Annotated in this window: 23 protein-coding genes and 2 riboswitches; of the genes, 9 read left to right on the top strand and 14 right to left on the bottom strand. The window is 64.0% G+C overall.

Annotation, left to right across the window (positions count from 1 at the left end; all coding sequences use genetic code 11):
- The first annotated feature begins 58 nt into the window (after positions 1-58).
- The 4 genes from EP837_RS17005 (at position 59) to EP837_RS16990 (ending at position 4,628) form a co-directional block, all read left to right on the top strand.
- Positions 59-1,240: an aromatic ring-hydroxylating oxygenase subunit alpha gene (locus tag EP837_RS17005; protein WP_082919768.1), complete on the top strand. Its 1,182-nt coding sequence runs from the start codon at positions 59-61 to the stop codon at positions 1,238-1,240.
- Positions 1,237-2,844 (top strand): phytoene desaturase family protein, encoded by a 1,608-nt coding sequence (locus EP837_RS17000; protein WP_066531169.1) that lies wholly within the window; start codon positions 1,237-1,239, stop codon positions 2,842-2,844. Before EP837_RS17005 ends, EP837_RS17000 begins: the two co-directional genes overlap by 4 nt.
- Positions 2,845-3,205: 361 nt before the next feature.
- Positions 3,206-3,481, top strand: a complete 276-nt coding sequence (locus EP837_RS16995; RefSeq protein ID WP_066531167.1) for an HU family DNA-binding protein — start codon at positions 3,206-3,208, stop codon at positions 3,479-3,481.
- 469 nt (positions 3,482-3,950) lie between these two features.
- The gene (locus EP837_RS16990; protein WP_066531166.1) at positions 3,951-4,628 is read left to right on the top strand and encodes a MucR family transcriptional regulator; all 678 of its coding nucleotides are present in this window, start codon (positions 3,951-3,953) and stop codon (positions 4,626-4,628) included.
- A 76-nt stretch (positions 4,629-4,704) separates the two neighbouring features.
- Here EP837_RS16990 and EP837_RS16985 read toward each other — a convergent pair whose 3' ends face one another.
- The 12 genes from EP837_RS16985 to EP837_RS16930 form a co-directional block, all read right to left on the bottom strand.
- On the bottom strand, positions 4,705-5,313 hold the full coding sequence (locus tag EP837_RS16985; protein WP_225870627.1) for a Crp/Fnr family transcriptional regulator: 609 nt from the start codon (positions 5,311-5,313) through the stop codon (positions 4,705-4,707).
- Between the two features lie 110 nt (positions 5,314-5,423).
- Positions 5,424-5,738, bottom strand: a complete 315-nt coding sequence (locus EP837_RS21130) for a hypothetical protein (RefSeq protein WP_156518682.1) — start codon at positions 5,736-5,738, stop codon at positions 5,424-5,426.
- A gap of 119 nt (positions 5,739-5,857) precedes the next feature.
- Positions 5,858-6,445, bottom strand: a complete 588-nt coding sequence (locus EP837_RS16980) for a hypothetical protein (protein ID WP_066531164.1) — start codon at positions 6,443-6,445, stop codon at positions 5,858-5,860.
- Between the two features lie 337 nt (positions 6,446-6,782).
- A complete protein-coding gene (locus tag EP837_RS16970; RefSeq protein ID WP_066531160.1) occupies positions 6,783-8,174 on the bottom strand; it encodes an NAD(P)(+) transhydrogenase (Re/Si-specific) subunit beta in 1,392 nt (463 codons plus the stop codon).
- Positions 8,175-8,177: 3 nt separating this feature from the next.
- Positions 8,178-8,468 (bottom strand): NAD(P) transhydrogenase subunit alpha, encoded by a 291-nt coding sequence (locus EP837_RS16965; RefSeq protein ID WP_066531158.1) that lies wholly within the window; start codon positions 8,466-8,468, stop codon positions 8,178-8,180.
- A gap of 335 nt (positions 8,469-8,803) precedes the next feature.
- Complete coding sequence (cobU, locus tag EP837_RS16960) at positions 8,804-9,343, bottom strand: bifunctional adenosylcobinamide kinase/adenosylcobinamide-phosphate guanylyltransferase (RefSeq protein WP_066531157.1); 540 nt, start codon at positions 9,341-9,343, stop codon at positions 8,804-8,806.
- The gene (gene cbiB, locus EP837_RS16955; protein WP_443019153.1) at positions 9,340-10,242 is read right to left on the bottom strand and encodes an adenosylcobinamide-phosphate synthase CbiB; all 903 of its coding nucleotides are present in this window, start codon (positions 10,240-10,242) and stop codon (positions 9,340-9,342) included. The genes cobU and cbiB overlap by 4 nt, the downstream gene beginning before the upstream one ends.
- Before the next feature lie 13 nt (positions 10,243-10,255).
- The gene (gene cobD / locus EP837_RS16950) at positions 10,256-11,233 is read right to left on the bottom strand and encodes a threonine-phosphate decarboxylase CobD (RefSeq protein ID WP_066531153.1); all 978 of its coding nucleotides are present in this window, start codon (positions 11,231-11,233) and stop codon (positions 10,256-10,258) included.
- Positions 11,230-11,940, bottom strand: coding sequence for an adenosylcobinamide-GDP ribazoletransferase (locus tag EP837_RS16945; RefSeq protein WP_066531151.1), 711 nt, complete (start codon positions 11,938-11,940; stop codon positions 11,230-11,232). Before EP837_RS16945 ends, cobD begins: the two co-directional genes overlap by 4 nt.
- Complete coding sequence (locus tag EP837_RS16940) at positions 11,937-12,500, bottom strand: histidine phosphatase family protein (RefSeq protein WP_066531149.1); 564 nt, start codon at positions 12,498-12,500, stop codon at positions 11,937-11,939. The genes EP837_RS16945 and EP837_RS16940 overlap by 4 nt, the downstream gene beginning before the upstream one ends.
- The gene (cobT, locus tag EP837_RS16935) at positions 12,497-13,513 is read right to left on the bottom strand and encodes a nicotinate-nucleotide--dimethylbenzimidazole phosphoribosyltransferase (protein WP_066531148.1); all 1,017 of its coding nucleotides are present in this window, start codon (positions 13,511-13,513) and stop codon (positions 12,497-12,499) included. Before cobT ends, EP837_RS16940 begins: the two co-directional genes overlap by 4 nt.
- The gene (locus EP837_RS16930) at positions 13,510-13,917 is read right to left on the bottom strand and encodes a DUF1636 domain-containing protein (RefSeq protein WP_066531146.1); all 408 of its coding nucleotides are present in this window, start codon (positions 13,915-13,917) and stop codon (positions 13,510-13,512) included. Before EP837_RS16930 ends, cobT begins: the two co-directional genes overlap by 4 nt.
- Positions 13,918-14,085: 168 nt before the next feature.
- Positions 14,086-14,277, bottom strand: a riboswitch (cobalamin riboswitch).
- Between the two features lie 82 nt (positions 14,278-14,359).
- Between EP837_RS16930 and EP837_RS16925 the strand changes: the two genes are divergently transcribed.
- The gene (locus EP837_RS16925; protein ID WP_066531145.1) at positions 14,360-15,955 is read left to right on the top strand and encodes an alpha-glucosidase; all 1,596 of its coding nucleotides are present in this window, start codon (positions 14,360-14,362) and stop codon (positions 15,953-15,955) included.
- Here EP837_RS16925 and fdhD read toward each other — a convergent pair.
- Together fdhD and EP837_RS16915 are read right to left on the bottom strand one after the other, a co-directional pair.
- Entirely contained in the window at positions 15,942-16,745 is an 804-nt protein-coding gene (fdhD, locus tag EP837_RS16920; protein WP_066531760.1) for a formate dehydrogenase accessory sulfurtransferase FdhD, read from the bottom strand. The genes EP837_RS16925 and fdhD overlap by 14 nt on opposite strands.
- Before the next feature lie 158 nt (positions 16,746-16,903).
- Positions 16,904-18,307, bottom strand: coding sequence for a porin (locus EP837_RS16915; protein ID WP_066531144.1), 1,404 nt, complete (start codon positions 18,305-18,307; stop codon positions 16,904-16,906).
- A 213-nt stretch (positions 18,308-18,520) separates the two neighbouring features.
- Positions 18,521-18,763, top strand: a riboswitch (cobalamin riboswitch).
- A gap of 176 nt (positions 18,764-18,939) precedes the next feature.
- Here EP837_RS16915 and EP837_RS16910 point away from each other — a divergent pair.
- Genes EP837_RS16910 through cobO form a run of 4 tightly spaced genes read left to right on the top strand, consistent with a single transcriptional unit; the run spans position 18,940 to position 25,359 of the window.
- Positions 18,940-19,980: a HoxN/HupN/NixA family nickel/cobalt transporter gene (locus tag EP837_RS16910; protein WP_066531141.1), complete on the top strand. Its 1,041-nt coding sequence runs from the start codon at positions 18,940-18,942 to the stop codon at positions 19,978-19,980.
- Positions 19,981-19,985: 5 nt separating this feature from the next.
- The gene (gene cobW / locus EP837_RS16905; RefSeq protein WP_082919821.1) at positions 19,986-21,026 is read left to right on the top strand and encodes a cobalamin biosynthesis protein CobW; all 1,041 of its coding nucleotides are present in this window, start codon (positions 19,986-19,988) and stop codon (positions 21,024-21,026) included.
- Positions 21,026-24,757 (top strand): cobaltochelatase subunit CobN, encoded by a 3,732-nt coding sequence (gene cobN / locus EP837_RS16900; RefSeq protein WP_066531136.1) that lies wholly within the window; start codon positions 21,026-21,028, stop codon positions 24,755-24,757. The genes cobW and cobN overlap by 1 nt, the downstream gene beginning before the upstream one ends.
- A complete protein-coding gene (gene cobO, locus EP837_RS16895) occupies positions 24,754-25,359 on the top strand; it encodes a cob(I)yrinic acid a,c-diamide adenosyltransferase (RefSeq protein WP_066531134.1) in 606 nt (201 codons plus the stop codon). The genes cobN and cobO overlap by 4 nt, the downstream gene beginning before the upstream one ends.
- The last annotated feature ends 38 nt before the right edge of the window (positions 25,360-25,397 follow it).

Here is a 25,397-nt window from a genome sequence, read left to right as displayed (position 1 = left end):
GTCTGAACGGCCCTAGCTGTTATACACATGTATAAGTTCGGCAAAAGGGAGGATCGGGATGGACCTGGAGGGATGGGGCCTGCCAGCCTGGACTTATCGGGACCCGGACTTCTTTGCGCTAGAGATTGCCCGCATATTTCGCCCAGCCTGGCAGATCGCGGGACATGAGAGCGATCTGCTGGAGCCCGGAGACTATCTGACCTTCGATTATATCGGCGAGAACATCATCCTGATCCGGGGCGATGATGGCGCGGTTCGGGCCTTCACCAATGTCTGCCGCCACCGGGGCGCGCGGATCATGGATGGCGCGAAGGGGTGCGCGAAGAAGCTGATATGCCCCTATCATGGCTGGACCTATGACAATGCCGGGCAGCTGACCGCGGTGCCGGGAAGAGCGGGCTATGGCGAGTTGGACAGGGAGCGCCTTGGCCTGAGCGCCCTCGAAGTAGAGCATGTCCACGGATTTCTGTTCGTCCGGCTGGAGGATGATGGCGGGCCTTCAGTGGCGGAGATGCTGGCCCCCTATGCTGACGACATTGCCGCCTATCGCTTCGATCAACTGCGGCCGTTGGGGCGCGAGACGTTGCGGCCGAGGGCGGTCAACTGGAAGATCATCGGCGAAAATTATTGCGACACGCTGCATGTCGGGGTAGCGCATCCGGGGCTCAAGCGGCTGATGGGCGAGAGCTATGCGGTCGACGCAACCGAGCATGCAGACCGGATGAGCGGGACGATCAGGACGAAGCCTTCGGGCAATCCGACCGAGCGCGCCTATCAGCATTTCCTGCCCCAAATACCGCATCTGCCGCCCGAACGGCAACGGCTTTGGACCTATATCAGGCTTTGGCCGAACATAGCCTTCGACATCTATCCCGATCAGATCGATTTCATGCAGTGGTTGCCGGTATCGCCGACGCAGACGCTGATCCGGGAGATCGCCTATGCCGCGCCGGATGGGCGGCGCGAGATGAAGGCGGCGCGCTATCTGAACTGGCGGATCAACCGGCGGGTGAATGCGGAGGACACCACCCTGCTTGAGCGGGTGCAGGCGGGGCTGGGATCGCGTAGTTATGCAATGGGTCCGCTGAGCAAGGAAGAGGTGGCACTGCGGCATTTTTTTGCGCGGATGCGGCGGATGTTTCCGGATCTTTTGGGGAACAGGGTACGAGCGGAGGTTAATGGATCGGGCCTGCCCTCCCCCGCCCCCTCCCGACGCAGGAGGGGAGCAAACGCCGCATGAGCAAGCGTTATGACGCCATTATCATCGGCGGTGGGCATAATGGACTGGTGTGCGCCTTCTATCTTTCGCGAGCGGGATATAAGGTGCGCATCCTGGAGCGAAGGCATATTGTTGGCGGGGCCGCGGTAACGGAAGAGTTCCACCCCGGTTTCCGTAATTCGGTGGCCAGCTACACGGTTAGCCTGCTGCACCCCAAAGTTATTGCCGACATGCGGCTGGCCCAACATGGCTATCGGGTGATCGAGCGGCCGATCGCCAATTTTCTGCCGCAGCCCGATGGACGCTATTTGAAAGTCGGCGGGGGGCTCGAGAAAAGCCAAGCTGAGTTCGCCAAGTTCAGCGCGCAGGATGCGGCGGCCCTGCCTGCCTATCTGGATGCGCTAGAGGTGGTCGCGGACCTTTTGCGCGACATGATGCTGAAGGTTCCGCCCAATGCGGGCGATCGATTGTCGATGGTGATGGGGGCGCTGGCGCAGGGACGGCGCGTCGGCGCGCTTTCGCTGGAGCAGAAGCGCGACGTGCTGGACCTGTTTCTGAAATCCGCGCGCGGGTTCCTGGATGGCTGGTTTGAGAGCGAAGCGGTGAAGGCCGCTTTCGCCTTCGACGCGATGGTCGGCAATTATGCGTCGCCCGATACGCCGGGCAGCGCCTATGTGCTGCTGCACCATGTCTTTGGCCAGGTGAACGGGAAGAAGGGCGCGTGGGGCCATTGCGTGGGCGGCATGGGCGCCATCACGCAGATCATGGCACGGGTGGTGGAGGCCATGGGCGTGGAGATCAGCGTGGATGCGCCGGTAGCGCGCGTGCTGGTCGACGGGGGACGCGCCGTTGGCGTGCGGCTGGATAGCGGCGAGGAGGTTATGGGCGGCGCGGTGATTGCCAATGTCGGGCCGAAACTGCTCTATGAGCGCATGATGGCGGCAAACGATCTGCCGGTCGATTTCCTGAAGCGCATCCGGGGGTTCAGGGCGGCATCGGGCAGTTTCCGGATGAATGTCGCGCTGTCGGCGCTTCCGGACTTTTCCTGCCTGCCGGGCAATGGCGAGCATCTGCAGGCCGGGATCATCATTGCACCCAGCATGGACTATATGGATCGCGCCTTTACCGATGCGAAGACGCGGGGATGGTCGCGCGAGCCGATTGTCGAGATGCTGATCCCATCGATCATCGACGACAGCCTCGCCCCGCGGGGCGCCCATGTGGCGAGCCTCTTTTGCCAGCAATTCGCGCCCGAGCTGCCTGACGGCCGCAGTTGGGACGAGGCGCGCGAGGCGGCCGCGGATGATGTGATCGCGACGGTGGACGACTATGCGCCCGGCTTTGCGCGATCAGTCATTGCGAAGGACATATTGTCGCCGCTGGACCTGGAACGGAAATTCGGGCTGGCCGGGGGTGACATCATGCATGGCGCGATGACATTGGACCAATTGTGGGCAGCGCGGCCAGTGCTGGGCCACGGGGCATATCGCGGGCCGGTGAAGGGGCTTTATATGTGCGGTGCGGGCACGCATCCCGGCGGCGGGGTGAGCGGCGCGCCAGGGCATAATGCAGCGCGGGTGGTCTTGAACGACGGTGCGCTGAGTGGACGGTTGTTTGGGCGCTGAACTTGATTGTAGCGCTGAGGGTCGAAGACGCTTGGCGCATCGTTGCGCGCCTGGCCGTCGATACGCCATCTCAACACGTGCAGATTGGCTACTCAGGACGAGCAGTGGCTTCCTGTCCTTGGCCCTAAGCTGTCCTGCAACGCCGATGTGATCCGCTTGGGGCCTATGATCTTGCCTCCTGGAACGGGTTTAGGATGGCATTCGGAAAAGAGAATCGGAGCCGCCAAGGGCGGTGAAAGGGTCAGGAGGCCCTCAAATATACCGAATCTGGGCCGAAAATATGAGTTAATCGGCAAAAACCCCCCTAGTTGCGCGCGCAGAGACAGGTTAAGACCCGTCGTCCACGAAAGGGAGACGATCCATGAACAATACCGACCTCGCTGAAGCCGTCGCCGCTGAACATGGCCTGACCAAGGCCGATGCTCGCAAATATGTTGATGGTGTGTTTGCGGCCATCGCTGGCGCCGCCGCCAAGGGTGAAGAAGTTTCGCTGAGCGGTTTTGGTAAGTTCAAGGTCAAGGATCAGCCGGCGCGTGAAGGCCGCAATCCTTCAACCGGCGCAGCTATCCAGATCGCCGCTTCGAAGAAGCTGACCTTCACGCCTGCCAAGGCGGTCAAGGACCAGCTGAACGGCTAAAATGGCCGCCCGCCCTTTTTCTTGAGGAAGCGGGCGCCGTCAAATATTACGATTGCGTGACACGCAATCGAGCCGCCGATCAAAACAATTGTCAGGAGAAGCGAGGTGGGCCAGAGGCGCCCCTGCCTTTCAGGCATCCTCTCCTAAAAACTCAGCTGGCCGGTCCTTCGGGACCGGCCTTTTTTTGTTAGCGGGCTTTCTCAGGCAGGACGGCAGGATAAGGCGGATGCCGCGCCAGTCGCGCCACAATAGTCGCAAGGCCCCGGCTCGATCGACATCTTGCTCCATCATGTCGATAGTCGAGTTTATCAATATCAGCTGTTCGACCTGGTCATGACAGCCGCCACAAATCAGAAGCGTCCTTCAAAGGGACAGATATGCGCTAAATGCCATCGGCAAAGATGATTTACATTTGAATGCAAAGAGCGCAGAAGGTCCGCCTCGTTATTCTGTGTGGAGAAGCGCGCCAATGTCTGAAAATCCGCAGCCTGACATCACGACGCTCACGGTTGAGCTATTGAGTGCGTTTGTCTCCAACAATTCGGTTCCGAGCGAAAGCCTGGCCGATCTGATCCGCACCACCCGCGCCGCCTTGACTGATGATCCGGCGGCAGGTGCTTCCGAAGCGCAGGCGGCGACTTATACGCCCGCCGTTTCCGCGCGCAAAAGCCTATCGTCGCCGGAACATATTCTGAGCATGATCGATGGGAAGCCTTACAAGACGCTGAAGCGGCACCTGGCGACCCATGGCCTGTCGCCCGACGAATATCGCGCTCGCTATAATCTGCCTAAATCCTACCCGCTGGTTGCGCCAAGCTATTCCGAAGCGCGCCGCGCGGTCGCTACCCGGCTGGGCCTCGGCCGCAAGCCTGCGCCTGCCGGTGCGGGAGAGAAGGTTGCTGCGCCCAAGGCGGCGGACGCGGATATGAAGGCTGCTCCGAAGCCTGCTGCTGCGCAAAGCGCCGCGAAGGCTCCGGCGAGCAAGGCGAAGGCGGCGAAGCCCGCGAAGGCAGCGCCCAAGGCTGCTGCTAAGCCTGCCGCCAATGCGGCTGGCGGTGCTGCGCCGAAGGGAGCGCCGAAGGCCGACAAGGCTCCGCGCAAGCCGCGGGCGAAGGCTGCGCCGGCTCCGGCAGAGCCGGCCGCTTAAATCTCTCGAGAATGGGGCCGTCGCTTTGGTGCGATGGCCCCTTTCCTGCCGGTCTGCCGACTATCGGCAGCGCTGGTCATGACAGTTCGCTGCTGCCCGTCACGCGCGCTGTTATATGGCCGACCCGTTTGGCCAGCTGATACGGGTCCGTCAGTTGCAGATGGCCCGAACGCAGGGTTACATCACCTCGCCCTCGCAAGTGCTGCAGCGTCCTGTTGACGTGGACGGGTGTCAGCCCGAGGGCGTCGGCAAGGGCGCTTTGCGTCAGCGGCCAGGTAAAGCCGTCATCGGCGGTGAGGCCGGAGAGCGACAGCCGCTCATATAATTCCAGCATGAGATCGATCAGCCGCTCCTCCGCGCTGAGGCGGCCAAGGCGGGTGATCTGGGCCAGTAGATAGGCTTCGTCCAGCGCATGGCTGACGGCATAGACTTGGTCGAGCGCCGGAATGGCAATCGGTCCAGGGCACAACGTCAAAGAGCCGAGCGCCACTATACTGGATACGGATAATGGGCAGCGCTGGCGGCAGTTGCCGATGAGGTCGCCGGGCAAGATGAAACTCATGATCTGCCGCCGTCCGTCAGCGAGGATCCGCGAGCGCACCGCCCAACCGCTCAGGATAATCAAGGGGCCGGAGACGGGCGCACCATAGGCCATCAATTCCTGTCCCGGCCTGATGCTACGCATGCGCATTAAAGCGCCGGAAAGTGCTACGTCCGCTTGCCGATCGATCGGAGCCAATGCGGCCAGGCGCCGAAAGGCTGGGACGCATTGCGCCTCGATGCACGTCGCGGCTTTCATCGCTGCGCGGCGGTTGGCGTGCGAAGCGGCGTGGGCGCTTCCGGCTGGCCGGCTGCAGCGTTGGGTGGGACGGGATACCAAATCTCGGGCTGCCGGATATGCGCGGACGGGGTGGTGCCCTGGCCGCAGGCGCTGGTGGCGGCAGAGTCCGATGCTTGACGTGACAGGGGGAATGTTGCGTCGGGCCAGGCGTACAGCCGTCGACGCGTGAGGTGGCGGTAACGCGGGGTGAGCTGATCCATTGCGCGCGTCTTCCCGCTGTTGGGCAGATAAGGAGTGCTGTCAGGTCCGCGGGGCATCGCGCTGTTCATAACCATCTCCCTAAAACGGAGACTCAGGACCCGACGCTGCTAGTTCGAGAAGGGGAGTGTCTGCCCTTGTCAGGCAAAAGCCAAGCGGAAAGGCGTTACGCCAGTGGGGATGGCTGGCCCTAGAGGCTGAGTTCGCCCTGGCGTGGGCGATTGGGTGGAGGCGCGACAGGCGGCACGGGGATCGGCGTCGCGGGCGCGATCAAAATGCAAGCGAGGCCGGTCAGCGTGTAAACGGCCTGCCGCTGCGCGCCGCGATTATGATGATCGACGCGATAGCCCTGATAGTGGCGGCGCAAGAGGCCGGCTGCGACCATTTCAGATACGGCACGGCTGAGATTGGTCTTGCCCGAGGCGCGAACGCGCAGCTTCACCTGTTCCTCGACGGCGAGGCTCGCGGCGTCCGGGTCGGCGGGCAACGCCCCCTGCCCCGCCAGCTCCGCGCGTAGCCGTGCGGCCAGCGCCAGGCGGCGCGGATCGCGCCCGCCCATGGGGGTCAACGCATCGCACAGCCAGTCGCGCAGCGGCTGCACGGTCCCATCCTTCGCCACCAGCGGCCCGGCGCTGCCGTCCGGGCGGGCGACTTCGGCGATCAGCGTCAGCAGCATGAAAGCGTAGCGTGGTCGCGTGCTCGCATGGGCAAGCCGGTCCAGCAGGGCGGAGAGATCGCCAGCGCCGGGAGAACGGGGCTTGATCGAACCATGAAACATAACGGGGATGAATCAAGCACAAGTGGGGGCCAATGTGAATCCCTTGCGCGGCGAATTGGTCGCTTTTGTCGCGGATGACACTTTGCCGGAGGGTAAAGTGTCATTGTCGGCACTTTGTATTGGGGTGATGGAGCAGCGCACCCAGCCTCCTTGCAGCGCGAGATGGGAGGGAATGATTGGAATGCAGTTGCAGCGGATGGCAGAGGTTTAGCGCCCGCCCTCCCCACGATGACCGATCCCCTCCCCATGTTCCGATGAGGCGGATTTAGCGCGCACGAAAAAGCCCGCTGCTTAAGGGGCAGCGGGCTTTTCTTTTGCCGGTGAGGGAAAGCGCGCCTTAGTGGAGGCCGCTGCCGCCGCTCAGTTCCTTGGCGATGGAGCCGACCATATCCTTGGCGTCGCCGAACAGCATCTGGGTGTTGCTGTTATAGTAGATCGGATTGTCGATCCCGGCGAAACCAGCGTTCATCGAGCGCTTGATGACGAAGACCGACTTGGCCCGGTCCGCTTCGATGATCGGCATGCCCGCGATCGCGCTCTTGGGATCGTCGCGCGCCGAGGGGTTCACCGTGTCGTTCGCGCCGATAATGACAGCCACGTCTGCCTGAGGCAGTTCGGGGTTGATGTCGTCCAGGTCAACCAGCTGCTCATAGGGCACATTGGCTTCGGCCAGCAGCACGTTCATGTGGCCGGGCATGCGGCCCGCCACCGGATGGATGGCGAACTTGACGTCCACGCCCTTCTTGGTGAGCGCTTGGTATAGTTCGCTGACCTTGTGCTGCGCTTGGGCGACGGCCATGCCATAGCCGGGGATGATGACGACGGTGCTGGCATTTTCCAGCTGCATCGCGGCTTCCTCAGCCGAGGCGGAGCGGACGACGCGATCGTCCTTGCCGCCAGCAACACCCGCCACGACATTGCCAAAGCCGCCGAACATGACGTTGGCGAAGCTGCGGTTCATCGCCTTGCACATGATGACCGCGAGGATGAAGCCCGACGCACCGTCAAGCGCACCCGCGACGATCAGCAGCTTGTTGCCGAGCGCAAAGCCCATAGCGCTGGCCGCGAGACCCGCATAGCTGTTCAAAAGCGCGATGACGGTCGGCATGTCCGCGCCGCCGATCGGGATGACCAGCAGGATGCCGAAGAGCAGCGCCAGCGCGACGAAGGCCGGGAACAGCCAGGTCTGCGTCGGGTCGAGCGCAAGCATGATCGCGATCACGAGCGCGCCCAGGGCGACCGCGCCATTGACGATGCGCTGGCCGGGGAAGGACACAGGACGGCTGCCCATGATTTCCTGCAGCTTGGCGAAAGCGATGACCGATGCGGTGCAGGTCAGGAAACCCAGCGCCATTTCGAACATCAGCGCCCACAGCACGAAGCTGCCCGCATATTCGGCGTGAGCATGCTTGTAATATTCGGCAGCGCCGATGAGGCCGACGGCGAGCGCGCCGAAGGCGTGGGAGATCGCGGTCCGCTGCGGGATGGCCGTCATGGGCATGAGCAGCGCCATCGGGATACCCGCGGCCGCGCCTGCCACCATGGCGATGAGGATCAGATTATAATCGACGACCTCATGCTGGACGAGAGCGCCGATGATGGCGATGACCATGCCGATCTCGCCCGCGCGCACGCCGCGCCGGGCCGTTGAAGGATGGCTCATCCACATCAGCGAGAGGATGAACAGGGTCGATGCGGCAATCGCCGCGAAAGGAACGAAAGCGTCCATCGGTTACTTCCCCCGCGGCTTGAACATCTTGAGCATGCGGTCCGTGATCATGAAACCGCTGACCAGATTCACGGTCGCGCAGAACACCGCCACACAGCCCAACGTCTTGGCGAGCGGCGTCGCGCCTTCCTCACCCGTGATCGTAATCGCCCCCACGATGACCACCGCCGCGATCGCATTGGTCAGCGACATCAGCGGCGAGTGCAGCAGCGGCGACACCTTCTTGATCAGCTGAAAGCCGACAAAAGCCGCCAAAATGAAGACGAACAGATAATCTGCATTAAGAGCGTTCACTTGCTATATCCCCTGTCCAGGAACCGCCATCCGGTCGAGACACTGGTGGTCTTCCGATTTCCCCCGGTCCGGGACATATCGTCCCTGCCATGATCGCTGGCTCCCATAAAACCCCTCCACGCATTATTGGGCCGTCCCATATTGATCCGTTCGACCACAGACAAGCCGGTCGCACCCAAATATCACCCTGTCGATTCGCGCAATGAATTTATTCGGTCTATTCAGGCAAACAGGGAAGCCGGCCTCCTTCATTTGGAATAGGAAAAGGCCGCTTCGATGATCGTTCAGTCCCCTCCCATTGGCCCGCAAAGTAACTCTATACTATGATGCAGTTTTTAAAAGGTCTGTGCCGAACGCCCGTGCTGTTTTAGAATTATGGGTAAACCGGCCGCGACGAACAGCACCTTGTCACAAGCCGCCGCGACATGTTGGTTGAGCAGGCCCGCCTCGTCTCTGAACCGCCGGGCCAACCCATTTTCTGGGACTATGGACAAGCCAACTTCATTGCTGACGAGCGCGATCGGCGTGGCGCATTCCTTGATCGCGGTGATAAGCGCGCTGATCCAAGGGGCGATATCCTCCTCCGCCAACAGCAAATTGGAGAGCCAGAGGGTAAGGCAATCGACCAGGATCGCGCCGGACCCGTGGGCGCCGCGAATGGCGGCGGGCAAATCGATCGGGGCCTCCACGCTTTGCCAGCGGGGGCTGCGGTGGGCGCGGTGGTGGGCGATCCTCGCCGTCATTTCGGCGTCGAATGGCTCGGCTGTGGCGACATAGCTGAGCGTGCCGGGCATGGCTTCGCACTGCGCCTCAGCATGGCGGCTCTTTCCCGAGCGCGCACCACCCAGGACGAAAAGCCGTTGGAAAGCGGTCATAGGCGGGCTCCTTCGATCAAGGCGGTCACTAGCCAGAGCAAAGCGCAAGCGCGGATGTAGAGGTCGAGCGCGGCGCGCGCGGTGGCGGGCGTCGCCTCCCTCCCTTCGCCGCCGATCCAGGGCTTATCGTGGGACACGCCGTCATAATGGATGGGGCCAGCGAGCCGGATGCGGAGCGCGCCTGCCATGGCGGCTTCCGGCCAACCCGCATTGGGAGACGCGTGGCGGGCATGGTCGCGGCCGAGGATGCGCCAGCCCCCGCCCCCGGCGATACAGAGGAGGGCAGCCGAAAGGCGTGCGGGAACGAGGTTGAGCAGATCGTCGAACCGCGCCGCCGCCCAGCCAAAAGCCGCGAAGGGCTCTTCCCGATGGCCGATCAGGCTGTCGGCGGTGTTTGCCGCCTTATAGGCCCAGATGCCGGGCAGGCCGCCGACGAACAGCCAGAAGAGCGGCGCGACAACGCCGTCGCAGAAGCTTTCGGCTAAGCTTTCAATGGCCGCGCGGGCAATGCCTGCTTCGTCGAGGGCTGCTGTGTCGCGGCCGACGATCAGGCTGACGGCTCTGCGAGCGGCGGGGAGGTTGCCTGCTTCGAGCGCTCTTATGACGGGGAAGACATGATCGAAGAGGCTGCGTTGCGCGAGCGCGGGCCATGCTGCGAGCGCGAGACCGGCCCAGGCCCAGCGGCCAAGCAGATGGTAAATCGCGGTTTCGACAAGCCATGCGCCGACGATAGCGGTGAAGAGGAGGAGCAATAGCGTAGCAACGCCGCCTAGACGCCGCCAGCGGCCTGGGCGGTTCCAGCGGCGTTCGCAGGCCCAGATGATGCGGGCAAACGCGCCGACCGGATGGCCGATGCGGGCGTGCAGCCGCTGGGGCCAGCCTAATGCGGCGTCCAGCATCAAGGCGGTGAGTTCAACCAAGGGCCGCGTCCAGCCGGGCCATGGCGGCCGCGTCTGCGGGCAGACCGAAGCGGAGCCAATTTGGATGATCCTCGAACGGACGCGTCAGGATCGCCTGGCGCGCGAGTGTGTCGAACAAGGCGGCGGCGTTCGGCGTCTCTATGAGGCGAAAGAGCGGGCAACCGCCCTGCGTTTCTAAGCCGTGGCGGGTGAGCAGTTGGTGGAGCTGGATGGCACGGCCGTGCAGAGTGGTGACGGTCTGGTCGATCCAGGCCCGGTCGCGATAGGCGGCGCGGCCGAAGTCGATCGCTGCGGCCGAGAGGGGCCAGTCGCCGAGCATCTGACGGCACGCCGCTATGATCGCGGGCGGCGCGATCAGGAAGCCGAGGCGCAGACCGGCAAGACCGAAGAACTTGCCGAAGGAGCGCAGGATGATCAGGCGCCTCTCCTGCGCCACTTCATTTGCGATGCTTGCTTCGGGGACGCAGTCGGCGAAGGCTTCATCGACTATCAGCCAGCCATCTCGCTTTTCCTGATGGGCGAGCAGCGCCTGCATATGCGCCCTGGGGAAAAGACGGCCGTCCGGATTATTGGGGTTGGCGAGCAGCAATGCCGTGCCGGGCGGCGCATCCTCCGGCGCGACGAGCGGCAAAGATTTAGGAAAGGCGGCGGCATGCGTGCGGTAAGAAGGGATGAGGTGGCAACCGGGACGGTCAAGCAGTGTGCCGAGCAGGCGGAGGCCGATCTCGCTGCCTGGAAGCGCGCAGACATGGGCTGGGTCCGTCCCGAAATGGCGGGCGGCGGCGGATTCCAGGTCGGCGAGCGCGGCAGGATCAGGAAGAGCGTGCCAATCGGGTGTGATATGGGTGAAGCCAGTCCAAGGCTGCGGATTGATGCCGGTGGAAAGATCGATCCAGCGCTTAACGCTCGCTCCATAATGGGCGCGGGCTTGCGCGAGGCGGCCGCCATGCCAGCGAAAGACGTCGGTCATCGGGCGAATACCAGAGCGGCGAGCAGCGCGCTTTCGACTACTTCTATCCCTGCGCCATGACCATCGCCCGAAATACCGCCGATACGGCTGCGCAGCCACCATGCCCAGAGCGGGATCAGCAGCGCGGCGGATCCCAGCGCAGGCAAGAGCGGGCATATCGCGAGCGCCAGCGCCGACCATGCAACGAGGTGGGCGGGTTTCACGCCTTCGCGGAAGCGGCTGGCCAATCCTTCATGCAACGGTGGGAGCCAAAGCGTCCAGGCCAGCGGGCCGATGCGCGCGATCACAGCGAGCGGGATCAGGCCCCATGCGGGGAGCTGTTCCGCCCACAGCCGCAGGAGGATCAACTTTGCCAGCAGTTGGAGGATGATGGCGACGACGCCGAAACTGCCGATATGGGGATCAGCGAGGACGGCGGAGAGCCTGGCCCGGTCGCCATGCACCGCGCCTGCGCCATCGGCGATGTCGCCGAGACCGTCGAGATGGAGCGCGCCTGTTGCTGCGACCCAGGCGAGCAGGGCGAACAAGGCGGCGACCCAAGAATCGACGCTCAGGCCGAGCGTCATTGCCGCTGCGGCTGCTGCGCCCACGGCGAACCCGGTTGCGGGGAACCAGCGGATGGCGGCGGCGAAATCCGTCTCGTCCGCCTTGACAGGAGGGAGCGGCAGGCTGGTCATCAGTTGCAGGGCGAGGATCAGCCGCCTCATGTGACCAATCCGCTAATCTGTGCGCTTTGCGTTTCGGGCCAGACGCGCAGGGACACCAGGGCGCCGTAAGGCAGATCGATCGCCCAGGACTGGCGGTAAGTGAAGCCGCAGAGCAGCGTCAGCGCGGCGCGCATCGTTCCAGCATGGCTCAGGACCAGCGTGGGTTGGTCGATGGTAGCGAGCGCGCTTTCGACGCGGAGACGCAGGTCGGACCAGCGCTCTCCTCCGGGTGGCGGGTTTTCGTCTGGTGCGTCCCAGAAGCGGCCCACGTCCGACGTGGGAAGCGTGGCCGGCTCGGCCCCTTCCCATGCGCCGAAATGCAATTCGCGCCAGCGGGCGCCGGCGTGATGAGGCACCGCGCGCTCTGCAGCGATGAGTGCCGCGGGGCTGCTGGCGCGGCCGAGGTCGGAGCTGAGGACTTGCGCGAAGTCGACGGCGCGGGCGCGTTCGAGGCAGGGCTGCATGGCGTCAAGATCAGGCGGCACATCGCTATGGCCCAGCAGCAGGCCCGGCGTTTGCGGCGCGCCATGGCGCATCAGGTGGAGGGCAAAGCTGTTCACAGCGCGCCTGCTACGGCGGCCTCTGCGAAGGTCGCCATGCCGGCATGAGCGGCGAGCGCCGAACGGACGATCTGTGCGGCGACGGCAGCGCCGCTCCCTTCGCCAAGACGCATGTCGAGCTGCAGCAGCGGTTTCAGCCTGAGTGCCTGAAGGAGCCGGGCATGGCCTGTTTCCGCCGAATTATGGGCGGCGAGGCAATGGGCGGTGATGGCCGGATTGTCGCGGGCGAGAGGGGCGATGGCGGCGCTGGATATGAAGCCGTCCAGCAGCATGGGCACGCTCAGGTGGCGGGCGGCGAGGATTGCTCCGGCCATGGCGGCGATCTCACGCCCGCCGAGGCGGCGGAGCGTCTCGAAGGCGCTGGTGCAATGGGGACCGTGGAGCGCGAGGGCCTTTGCCACGGCATCCGCTTTTCGCGCCAAGCCGTTATCATCGACGCCGGTGCCCCTGCCGATCCAGTCCGGGGAGAGGCCGCCGAAGGATTGAGCGCAAAGGGCTGCGGCGGGCGTGGTGTTGGCGATGCCCATTTCGCCAACGAACAGCAGATCGGTGCCTGCCGTCACGGCGGCCGCGCCAGCGTTGAGCGCGTCGAGACATTCCGCCTCGCTCATCGCCGGGGCTTCGCATATGTCGGCGGTCGGGCGGTCGAGGTCGAGCGGGACGATGGAAAGCTCGGCTCCGCAGGAGGCGGCGAGCGCGTTGATCGCTGCGCCTCCTGCCTGGAAATTCGCCACCATCTGCGTAGTTACTGCTGGGGGGAATGCGCTGATGCCACGGGCTGCAACGCCATGATTGCCCGCGAAGATGGCGGCGCGGATGCGGTCGGCGCGCGGACGCTCCCTGCCTTGCCAGCCCGCCATGAACAGCGCGATTTCCTCCAGGCGGCCTAGCGACCCGGCGGGCTTGGTGAGTTGCGCCTGGCGGGCGGCGGAGGCTTCGATGGCGCTCCCATCCGGCTCCGGCAGTCGGTCGAGCGCCCGGTCGAAGGCGGCTCTGTCCTCGAAGCGGATCATGTGCAGACAAAGCCTTCGGGAGGCGTGCGGACGATGAAGTGGCCCTTCACCCCCTGCGGCCAGTCGGCATAGCGCACGACGCCTTCCTCACTGGCGGCGTGGCGGAGCGTGTAGTCGAGGATGGCGCGGGCAGCATCCGCATCGGGCGTGAAGTCGCCCAGCACATAGCCGACCTTGCCCTGTCCACGCACATGCACGGTGCAATGGCGCTGGCAGGCGAAGAGGCAGGGCATGTCCTGCACGGCGACGGCAGCGTAGGCGGACTCCTGCGCCTGAAGATCGCGCATCGCTTCCACCAGCAGAGCGCCGCCGCGGCGGCCTTCCGCATCCTCCCGCTGGTCGGCGGACAGGCGGCAGGTGGAGCAGACGACCACCGACGCTCGATCTTGTACGGGGCGCAGCATCAGACGCGCCCTTTCATAATCATATGCACATGAAAGACCGTCATCAGGGTCCTCCCGCTTCTTGAACCGCGAACAGCCTTGTCCAGGCACGCAAGCAAGCGGACCGGAAAGGCGATGGCTGTCGCTGCGCGAGGGAGACCCCGTTCGCCCGGCACACCCTGTCCGGTCGAAGAACGACTGCGGCAGGCAGGTCTCCTGGCTCACGGGTCAGTGCTTTCCGGCCGCCTTCTCGGGAACAGTTGATCCCCAATGGCGCTGTGGCCGGTCCGCTCACCGCTTACAGTTGCAGGGGCAGCGCGGGTATCGCACCCGACTTCCCTTTTGATCCCCTAACGGGGAACCTGTCGCGGGGCTGCTGATAAAGCGGCGATGGCCTGCTCGCAAGCGGTAGATGGCGGCGGGGACATGTGTATGCTGCGGGTGCAGCAAGGGAGCGTCACCCATGAGCGACTCCGGCCAGCCCTGGTGGAAGGGCGCCGTCATCTACCAAATCTATCCGCGCAGCTTTCAGGATTCCGATGGCGACGGGATCGGGGATCTGCCCGGCATCACGCGGCGGCTGGAGCATATCGCCCGGTTGGGGGCCGACGCGATCTGGATTTCGCCTTTCTTCACGTCGCCGATGCGCGACTTTGGCTATGACATCGCGGATTATTGCGGGGTCGATCCGATATTCGGCACGATCGAGGATTTCGACGCGCTGGTGTCGCGGGCGCATGAACTGGGCCTCAAGGTCACGATCGATCAGGTCTATGCCCATACATCGGACCTGCATGACTGGTTTCGCGAAAGCCGGGAGAATAAGGGCAATCCCCGGCATGACTGGTATGTCTGGGCCGATCCAAAGCCCGACGGCACGCCGCCGTGCAACTGGCAGTCGGTGTTCGGTGGCCCGGCCTGGACCTGGGACGCGCGCCGAGGGCAATATTATATGCACCAGTTTCTTAGCAGCCAGCCGCAACTGAATGTCCATAATCCCAAGGTGCAGGATGCGCTGCTGGACGCCATGCGTTTTTGGCTGGAGCGGGGCGTGGACGGCTTCCGGCTCGACGCGCTCAATCATGCGATGCACGACCCTATGCTGCGCGACAATCCGCCTGCACCGGACGATGGCAAGCCGCGCACCCGGCCGTTCGACTATCAGATTCGCCGCTACAGCCAATCGCATCCCGATATGTTGGGCTTTGTCGAGCGCATCCGGGCGCTCACCGACCGTTATGGGGCGATTTTCACCATGGCCGAAGTCGGCGGCAACCGCGCCGAGGAAGAGATGAAAGCTTATACGGCCGGAGAAAAGCGGCTGAACAGCGCCTATGGATTTGATTTCCTTTATGCTGCGGCGCTGACCCCAGCGCTGGTCGCCGAAACCGTCGCGCGCTGGCCTGATAAGCCGGGCATGGGATGGCCGAGTTGGGCGTTCGAAAATCATGATGCGCCACGCGCCCTGTCGCGTTGGTGCGCGATGGAGGACCGGTCGGCGTTCGCGCGGCAGAAGATGGCGCTTCTGGTCGCGCTGCGCGGCAATGCGATCCTCTATCAGGGGGAGGAACTGGGGATCACGCAGGTCGATATCCCCTTCGAGCGGCTGCAGGACCCGGAGGCTATCGCCAATTGGCCGTTGACCCTTTCACGCGACGGGGCGCGCACGCCGTTGCCGTGGGAAGCGAGCGCAAGCGAAGCGGGGTTCAGCACGGCGACACCCTGGTTGCCGCTGGGGGAAGAGAATCTGGCGCGTGCCGTGGATGCGCAAGAGGAAGATCCGGACTCGCTGCTGAACTTCACCCGCGTGATGCTGGCGCTGCGCAAGGAAAATGGAGCGTTGCGCCATGGCGGCATGGAATTGCTGCTCGCGGATGAGAACAGGCTTGTGTTTCGCCGGGATGCGGATGGGAACGCGCTGCTATGCGTGTTCAACCTGTCGGCGGAGGCGGCAGTCTGGCCAAATGAGTTTGCGCCGAAGGGCGAGATCGTAGCGGCGGTGAATGGCGCGGCGATCGGGACCTTGCCCGCTTACGGGGCGCTGATCATTCGAGAGTGACGGTCGCCAGCATCGCGTCGGACCGCGCCAGCACCGCCAGCGGCAGGCCCGCGCTTTGCGCGCGATCGGCGGCAAGGCGGGTCGGGGCCGAAATGGTGACGAGCAACGGGCAGTTGGCCAGCACTGCCTTTTCCACCAGTTCATAGGAGCAGCGCGAGGACAGCAGCGCAAAGCCGCCGTCCCAGGAGAGGTCCTGCCGCCGCATCGCCCCGATCAGCTTGTCAAAGGCGTTGTGGCGGCCGACATCTTCAAAGGCCGCGCGGATCACGCCATCGGCATCGACCAGCGCCGCGCCGTGGGTGGCGCCGGTGCGCGCGTTGAGCGGTTGATGTTCGTGCAACTGCTCCAGCGCCCGGAAAATCGCATCGCGGCTTGCTTTCGAGCGGCAGGTGACAAACGGAAGCGGGCGGATCGCCTGCTCCAGATTTTCAACGCCGCATAAGCCACAGGAGGAATCCGACACGCGATGGCGGACCCGGCCGAGCAGACCCTCGACACGATCGGGCGGGAGGGTGGCGCGGGCGATGACGCCATCCGCAGTGGTGTGGATATCGACGGCCAACGGGGCGTCTTCGGCGCTCACCAGACGTTCGGCGAGGGCAAATCCTTGCACCAGTTCGGCTATGTCGGCGGGGGTGGCCATCAGAACGGCATAGCCGACGCCGTTAAACTCTATGGCTACCGGCGCTTCCTCGGCAAGCTCGCGCGCGACCGTGGCTGCGGCGCCATCGCGGCTGAACTGAGTGAAGGAGAATGAAGGTTCGCCCGTCAGGGATGAGGCGGCGGACATGGCGGGCTTTCCCTCGATCATGGAGATGATCTAAGGTGACGGAGCGAAGGGCGCAATGCTCCGCCCGTGTTCACCCATCCCGTTCGTGTCGAGCCCTTTATGCGGCACCTGTTTCTCGACTTCTCTCGCAACGAACGGGGAATGTTTAATCTTGTGGTTCAATAATTCCATTGCACCTGCGTACGGATGAGATCGCCTTCCGCGCGTCCGACGCGGCGTTCATCCGCTTCGGCCCGCTTCATCCGGGCGTAGGCCAGCGTGAATTCCAGCGCCTTCCACGGCTGCCATTCGATGCCGAGTTCGAATTCGTCGGTCTCCAGGCGCGGGGCATTGGTCGATGCCTTCCAACCGCCGCGATAATGTTGCCAGCGGGCGTAGGGGATCAGCGTACCGATCGAGTCCGTGGGCAGGCGGTACATCGCCTGGACATAGCCGCCGCGCAGCTTCTTCGTTTCGATCGATTGGCTGACGCGGTCAAATTCCGGCCCCTTGCCCCAATTCCATTCGGCCTGAATGCCGAAGGGCTTCGGATAGAGCATGGCGTGGATGCCGACTCGGTCATCGTCATAGGCGATTGCACTGACCGATCCGCTGCGCAGCTCAGGCTGAACATCGTTCATCATTGCCGATCCGCCGATTTCGAACACTTGGCCCGCGAAGGCTTCGCCAAGACCGTCCAGTTCGAAGGGCCAAGTGGCGAAGGCGACCTTCATCAGCCCCCTATTCTGTTCCGTTCGGTTGGTGCCCTGACCATTGAACACGCCCACGCCAAAAGCGCCATAATTACCGAACAGCTTTTGCCCGTCATGCCCCAACCGATCCCAGATTTTCTGGACAGAAGGCGGCGTATAATAGCCGACGATGCCAAGGTCGCGCTCACTGGGAACTGCGCTGTTGATCGCGTCGCTGCGGTCGAGCGTCAGCCGGTTGGAAGACGACTGCATATTCTCCCAGCCATAGGGCACCTTTGACTGCCCGAACCGGACGCGAAAGGTCTTTGCCTTGTCGAGGAAGACATCGGCATAGGCATCACGCAATTGAACGAAGCCTTCGCGGCGTTCGCTGCCCGCCTGGTTGTTCACAGCCGTGGCAAAATCTGACTGCAGATAGAGCGAAACGCGGTCGGAAATGTCGCCCTGAAGCACCAGGCGCGCGCGGCGCAGCGAAAAGCTGCCGCGATCCGAAATCGAACTGTCATGAACGGACCGCAGGCGAGACTGCCCGGCCGGGGCCGTGTCGTCGCCCGACAAAAAGGCATTGTACCGCATCTGGGTGTAACCGCGCAGCGACAGCCGATCATACCATGCCTTGGATTTCGGCGAGGGCGCAGAAGCGGCCGTAGCAGCCGGCTGCGCAGGCGCGGCGGCCAGTGCGGCAGGCGCGGGAGCCGCGGGCGTGGCGGAGGTGGGAGCGGCGGCGACAGGCCCGACGCCTTTGCTGGCGGTCAGCGCGTTGGTGAGGGCCTGTACCTGCGCCTTGAGTTCGTCGATCTGGCGCTGCAATGCCTCATTGCTCTGCGCCTGCGCCACCTCCGGCGTCAAGGCAAGCAAGCTCACCATCATTGCCGCGCCACCCGCCTTTAGACCTTTCACCGCCCTGTCTCCTCCTGTCTGAGTGCAGCGGCGGCTATGTCATTTATATGACTCTTGAATGACAGCGATGTTTCTTTTTGGTGACAGGCTGCATTCTCTCGGCATGGGAGCGCCCGGCCCCTTCCCAGTTTTCATGCGAATTGCGCGTCATGGGCTTCCCATCCTCACGCGTAGCCTCTATGCACGGCGACTGATCGCGCCGGTGCCTCAATAGAGGCTTAAAAGGGAATGCGGTGCGGACGTCCCAAGCGTCCCAATCCGCGGCTGTCCCTGCAACTGTAAGCGGTGAGCGAGACATATATCGACCTTCCGTGACAATCGGGGGGCAGCCACTGGGCCGGACGCTAAATCCTGCGAGGCCCGGGAAGGCCATGTGTCGAGCGATGACCCGCAAGCCAGGAGACCTGCCAGCGTCTGGTCGCTCTTGCTTTGGTCCAGGGGATGGCCGGGGCACGGTTTTCCGTCTGAGCGACGCGTGCGGCGGGGTCCGCACCGGCATGCGTGCCGGACGCCAACAGGTGTCCGTCCGGCGCATCATGCCGGCCGCGTTAGCGGAGGAGCCCGTCCAGTTTCGCTGACGCCGGACGGGAGACGGGTCTCCGATGGAAACAGATGTTCCGGCACTTCGACGCCGCGCCACCGGCATGTTCGCAGCGCTGATAGGCGTGAACCTCGCCCTGTGGCTGTGGGCGCTGCTGATCTTTGCGGGCGAGACGATGATGCTGGGCACTGCCCTGCTCGCCTGGAGCCTGGGGCTGCGGCATGCGGTCGATGCCGATCATATCGCAGCGATCGACAATGTGACGCGCAAGCTGATGCAGGAAGGGCAGCGGCCGCTGACCGTCGGCCTCTGGTTCGCGATCGGCCATAGCGGCATCGTGCTGATCGCCGCCGTGGTGATCGCGCTGGCGGCGAGTGCGCTGAGCCGGGTCGAGCAAGTGGGCGAAATCGGCGGGACGATCGCGACGGTGGTTTCGGCCACCTTCCTGTTCGCGATCGCGGCGATGAACCTGATGATCCTGCGGTCGGTGCTGAAGACCTTCAATCATGTTCGCTGCGGCGGTGCTTATATCGATGAGGATATGGACATATTGCTGGGAAACCGCGGTTTCCTGGCGCGTATCTTCCGGCCCCTGTTCCGCCTTGTCACGCGCAGCTGGCACATGGCGCCGCTGGGCTTTCTGTTCGGCCTCGGCTTCGACACAGCGACCGAGGTCGCCATTCTGGGCTTGTCGGCGGGACAGGCGGCAAACGGCCTTTCGATCGCGACGGTCCTCATCTTCCCCCTGCTCTTCGCGGCGGGCATGGCGCTGATCGACACGGCGGACGGCGCGCTGATGATGGGCGCCTATCAATGGGCTTTCGTGAAGCCGATCCGCAAGCTCTACTATAATATCACCATCACGCTGGTGTCGGCTCTGGTCGCCATCGTCATCGGCGGGATCGAGGCGGCAGCGCTGCTAGGCGACAAGCTGGGCCTCAGCGGCGGCATCTGGTCGATCGCCGCCAATCTGGGCGAGCATTTCAACAGCCTCGGCTTCTTCATCATCGGCCTGTTCGCCGCCTGCTGGCTGGTGAGCTGGGCCATCTATCGCTGGAAGCGCTTCGACGAGATCGAAGTGCTTCTCCCCAACCAAGGATAATGAGCATGAGCAAGGTTCCCGCCACCGTCATCACAGGCTTTCTCGGCGCTGGAAAGACGACGCTGATCCGTCACCTCATCGAAAATGCGGGGGGCTGCCGCCTCGCCCTTATCATCAACGAGTTCGGCGATGTGGACGTCGATGGATCGTTGGTGAAAGGCTGCGGCGACGAAGCCTGCCCGGACGAGGACATCATCGAACTGGCCAACGGCTGCATCTGCTGCACTGTCGCTGATGATTTCCTGCCGACCATGCAGCGGCTGCTCGACCGAGATGTGCCGCCCGACCATATCATCATCGAAACATCCGGCCTTGCGCTGCCCAAGCCGCTGGTGAAGGCGTTCCAATGGCCCGATATCCGCACCCGCGCGACCGTCGATGGCGTGATCGCGCTGATCGATGCGGACGCGCTGGCGGCGGGCCGTTTCGCGCATGATGAAGCTGCGCTGGCCGCAGCGCGCGCTGCCGACCCGACGCTGGACCATGACAGCCCGATCGAGGAGCTGTTCGAGGATCAGCTGGCCTGCGCGGACCTCGTCCTGCTCAACAAAACCGATCTGGTGGAGCCTGGCAGGCTTGCCGAACTGGAGCGGGACCTTGCCGGCGAAATTCGCCCCGGCGTGCGGATCGTCCGCACCGCGCGGGGGGAGATCGACCCGGCAGTCCTGCTGGGCCTTAGGGCGGGCGTGGAGGAGCAGATCGACGCGCGCCCTTCCCATCATGATGATGAGGAGGATCATGACCATGAGGATTTCGACAGTTTCGTGGTGGAACTGAGCGAGCAGGGCAATCCTGCCCCGTTGCTGGTGGCGCTGGAACAGGCCATCGCGGCGCATGACATATTGCGGGTCAAGGGGTTCATCGCCATCGCGGGACGCCCTGCCCGGCTGGTCATCCAGGCCGTCGGACCGCGCATCCAGCATCATTATGACCGGCAGTGGCAGGCGGATGAACGGCGCGGTTCGCGGCTGGTGGTCATCGGTCAGGCTGGCCTCGACCGCGCAGCCATCGAACAGACGCTCTCGCTGAAGATGGCCGCCGCCTGATGCACCTGCTCACCGCCACGCCCGGCACGGTTTCCAACGGAGACGAAGCGATCGACCTTGGCCAGTCGCCGGGGGACATCGTGCTGCTGACCGTGGCGGACAGCGACCTTGCCTGCTTCGCGAGCGCGGCAGCGCCCTTGGGCGAGGACGCGCCCAGCGTGCGGCTCGCCAACCTGCTTCAGCTCAAGCATCCCTATTCGGTCGATCTCTATGTCGAGAAGGTGATCGCTCACGCCAAATTTGTCTGCGTCGTGCTGCTCGGGGGTAAGAGCTATTGGCCCTATGGCATTGATGAAATTGCCAATGTCGCGCGGGAAAAGGGCATCGCCTTCGCTGCCATCGCAGATGGACAGGAGGATGATCCGGACCTGCGCGCCGCCTCTACCCTGCCGCCGGAAACCTGTGACCGGCTGCGCGATTATCTGCGGCAAGGCGGCGTGGCCAATGCGACCGCCTTCCTGAAGACCGCCGCCCGGCTGGCGGGGATGGACGCAGGGGAAGCCGACGCTCCAGTGCCGGTGGCTGATGCGGGGCTTTATCTACCCGGCATCGAGCGGCCCGCGCTGGATCAGGTGAAAGGCCGCTGGCGGGACGGCCAGCCCACCGTCCTGTTCCTTTTCTATCGGGCCCTGCTGATCGCCGGGACGCTGGACGCGGTGGACGCCATGGTTCAGGGGCTGGAGCTGGCGGGCCTCAACGTGCTGCCGGTCCATGTCCGTGCGCTGCGCGAACCCTTCGCCCGCGACTTTCTGCGGAGCCTGATGGACGGGACGCGGCCGGACGTCATCCTGAATGCGACCGCCTTTGCCGCTTCGGCGCCCGGCGAACCCCGAACGCCGTCAATATTGGAGCAGGCAGACTGCCCGGTTCTGCAGACGATCTTCGCCAGCGCCGAGCAAAGCGCCTGGGAAGCCAGCGTGCGGGGATTGGGGGCGCGCGATCTGGCCATGCACATCGCATTGCCGGAAGTGGACGGCCGCCTCTTCACCCGCGCCGTCGCCTTCAAGGCGGCCGCACGGTTCGATGAGCGGACGCAGTGCAGCATCGTCGTGCCGAAGGTGCTGCAGGATCGCATAAGCTTCGTCTCTGAACTCGCTGCGAATTGGGCGAAACTTGGCCGAACGCCCGCGGCGGAGCGTCGGGTGGCGATGGTCCTTGCCAACTATCCGAACAAGGATGGGCGCATCGGCAACGGCGTCGGGCTCGACACGCCGGCCAGCGCGGCGGCCATCCTTCACGCGCTGTCAGAGGCAGGCTATGCAACAGGGGACGCGCCAACCGGTGGCGCGGCCTTGATGCAGCTGATGACGGGCGGGGTGACCAACGCTCCCGCATCGCTGAAACGATCGAAACCCTCGCCCTCTCTTTCGCTGACCGACTATGAGGCCGCCTTCCGTTCCCTTCCCGAAGCGGCCCGCGAGGCGATCACGACGCGCTGGGGGGGTGCTGAAGCCGATACGTTCTTCCGAGAGAACGCCTTCCACTTACCCGTGCATCGTTTCGGCAATGTGGCGATCGCGGTTCAGCCCGCGCGCGGCTATAATATCGACCCCAAGAGCAGCTACCACGACCCCGCGCTGCCGCCGCCGCATGGCTATCTCGCCTTCCACATCTGGCTGAACCGCGAATTTGGCGCCCATGCGGTCGTCCATGTCGGCAAGCACGGCAATCTGGAATGGCTGCCCGGCAAGGCCATTGCGCTGTCGGAAAGCTGCTTCCCTGAAATCTGCGCCGGGCCGGTGCCGCAAATCTACCCCTTCATCGTCAATGATCCGGGCGAAGGCACGCAGGCAAAGCGCCGCATCGGGGCCTGCATCATCGACCATCTGACGCCGCCGCTGACCCGCGCGGAGACCTATGGGCCACTCAAGGAACTGGAGGCGCTAGTCGATGAATATTATCTCGCCGCCGGGATGGACCCGCGCCGGTTGGAGACGCTGCGCAAGGACATATTGGCCCTTGCCGCCAGTCAGGGGCTCGACAAGGATGCCGGGGCGCAAGGTAGCGGAGATGATGCCTTAGCTGCGATCGACAACTATCTGTGTGAATTGAAGGAAATGCAGATCAGGGATGGTCTGCATGTCTTTACCCGGTCGCCGGAGGGATCGCTGCGCCGGGACCTGCTGCTGGCGCTGGCCCGTTGCCCCAGGGGGATGGAACATGACGGCCATCAGTCGCTGTTACGGGCGCTGGCGGATGATTTTGGGCTAGGGTTCGATCCGCTCGACTGTAGCATGGGTGCGCCGTGGACGGGGCCAAGACCGGAGTTGCTCGGGGCGCTTTCAGCGGAACTGTGGCGAACCACTGGCGACATGGTAGAGCGGCTCGAACTCCATGCCATCGATCTGCTGGATCGTGGAGCGCCCGCGCCTGGACCCAAAAGCGCGGCTGTCCTGGGCACCATAACGCACGACCTTGCGCCCCGCGTCGATGCCTGCGGAGAGGCGGAGAAGGCGGCTTTGCTCAAGGCCCTTGATGGGCGCTTCGTTCCGCCCGGCCCGTCCGGTGCGCCGACACGCGGCCGCCCCGAAGTGCTGCCCACCGGGCGCAATTTCTATTCGGTCGATACCCGGGCGATCCCAACCGTCGCCGCCTGGAATCTGGGCCAGCGATCGGCTGAGCTGATCGTGCAGGATTATCTGCAGCGCGAGGGCGACTATCCCCGCGCGATCGCGCTGTCCGCCTGGGGCACGGCCAACATGCGCACCGGCGGCGACGACATTGCGCAGGCATTGGCGCTGATGGGCGTGCGGCCGCGCTGGGATTGGGCGTCGGGCCGTGTCACCGGCTTTGAGGTCATGAAGATCGCCGAGTTGAACCGGCCGCGCGTCGATGTAACCTTGCGGGTGTCGGGCTTCTTCCGCGACGCCTTTCCCGAGCAGATTGACCTGATCGACAGCGCGGCGCGCGCCGTGATGGCGCTGGACGAACCGGACGAGGATAATCCCGCCGCCGCCCGGCACCGAGCGGAAAGCGCTGCCCTTGCGGCTCAGGGCCTGCCGGAGAAGGAGGCTGCCCGCCGTGCCGGGGCCCGCGTCTTCGGATCAAAGCCGGGCGCTTATGGCGCGGGGCTGCAGGCGATGATCGACGAACGGCTGTGGCACGATCGGGCTGATCTTGCGAACATCTATCTGGATTGGGGCAGCTATGCCTATGGCGGCGGCGTCGAGGGCGATGCGGAGCGCAACCTGTTTGCGCAGCGTCTGACCCAGGCCGACGCGCTGATCCAGAACCAGGACAATCGCGAGCATGACCTGCTCGACAGCGACGATTATTATCAGTTCGAGGGGGGCATCGCCGCCGCCGTCGAGCACCTGTCCGGCAAGAAGCCGCTCAGCTATCATAATGACCATAGCCGCCCCGAACGGCCGGTCGTCCGCACGCTGGAGGATGAGATCGGCCGCATCGTCCGCGCGCGCGTCACCAATCCCAAATGGATCGCGGGAATGATGCGCCACGGATACAAGGGCGCGTTCGAGATTGCGGCCTCGGTCGATTATCTCTTCGCCTTTGCCGCCACGACCCATGCGGTCAAGGACCATCATTTCGACGCCGTGCACGCCGCTTTCATCGAGGATGAGGCCGTCCGCGCCTTCATGGCAGAGGTCAATCCCGCCGCCCTGCGCGAAACCGCCGCGCGCCTGTCCGAAGCACTCGACCGGGGGCTGTGGAAGCCCAGGTCCAACAGCGCCGCCATGCTCCTCTCCAGCCTCAAGGAAGACCGCTCATGATCGAACGTACGCCCGAACAACATGCAGAGAAGATGAAGAAGAAGCAGGCCGCGCATGAAAAGATCATGGCGACCAAAACGCAGGAAAAGGGCCTGCTGATCGTCCATACCGGCAAGGGTAAGGGCAAGACGACAGCTGCGCTCGGCATGGTCGTGCGCGCCATTGGTCATGGCAAGAAGGTGGGCGTCGTCCAGTTCGTAAAGGGCGCGATGACGACCGGAGAAAAAGTCGTGTTCGATGCGTTTCCGGACAATGTCACGTTCAAGCCCATGGGCGAAGGCTTCACCTGGAACACGCAGGACAAGACCCGCGACATCGCGCTCGCCCGCGAAGCATGGGATGAGGTAAAGCGGATGATCGCCGATCCCGCCTATGATATGGTCTTGGCCGATGAGCTTAATATCGTCCTGCGTTACGACTATCTGCCGGTGGAGGAAGTTGTCGAAACCGTGAGCGGAAGGGGCGAGATGAAGCATGTCCTGATCACCGGACGCAACGCGCCCGAAGCGCTGATCGAGGCGGCCGATCTTGTAACCGAGATGACGATGGTCAAGCATCCCTTCCGCAGCGGTGTGAAGGCCCAAGCGGGAATAGAATTTTGACATGAGCGCGCCCGCCATCACCCCGATCGACAGCGCAC

The sequence above is a fragment of the Sphingobium sp. EP60837 genome, assembly GCF_001658005.1.
Taxonomy (GTDB): Bacteria; Pseudomonadota; Alphaproteobacteria; order Sphingomonadales; family Sphingomonadaceae; genus Sphingobium; species Sphingobium tyrosinilyticum.
This window is presented reverse-complemented; position numbering and strand designations above follow the sequence as displayed.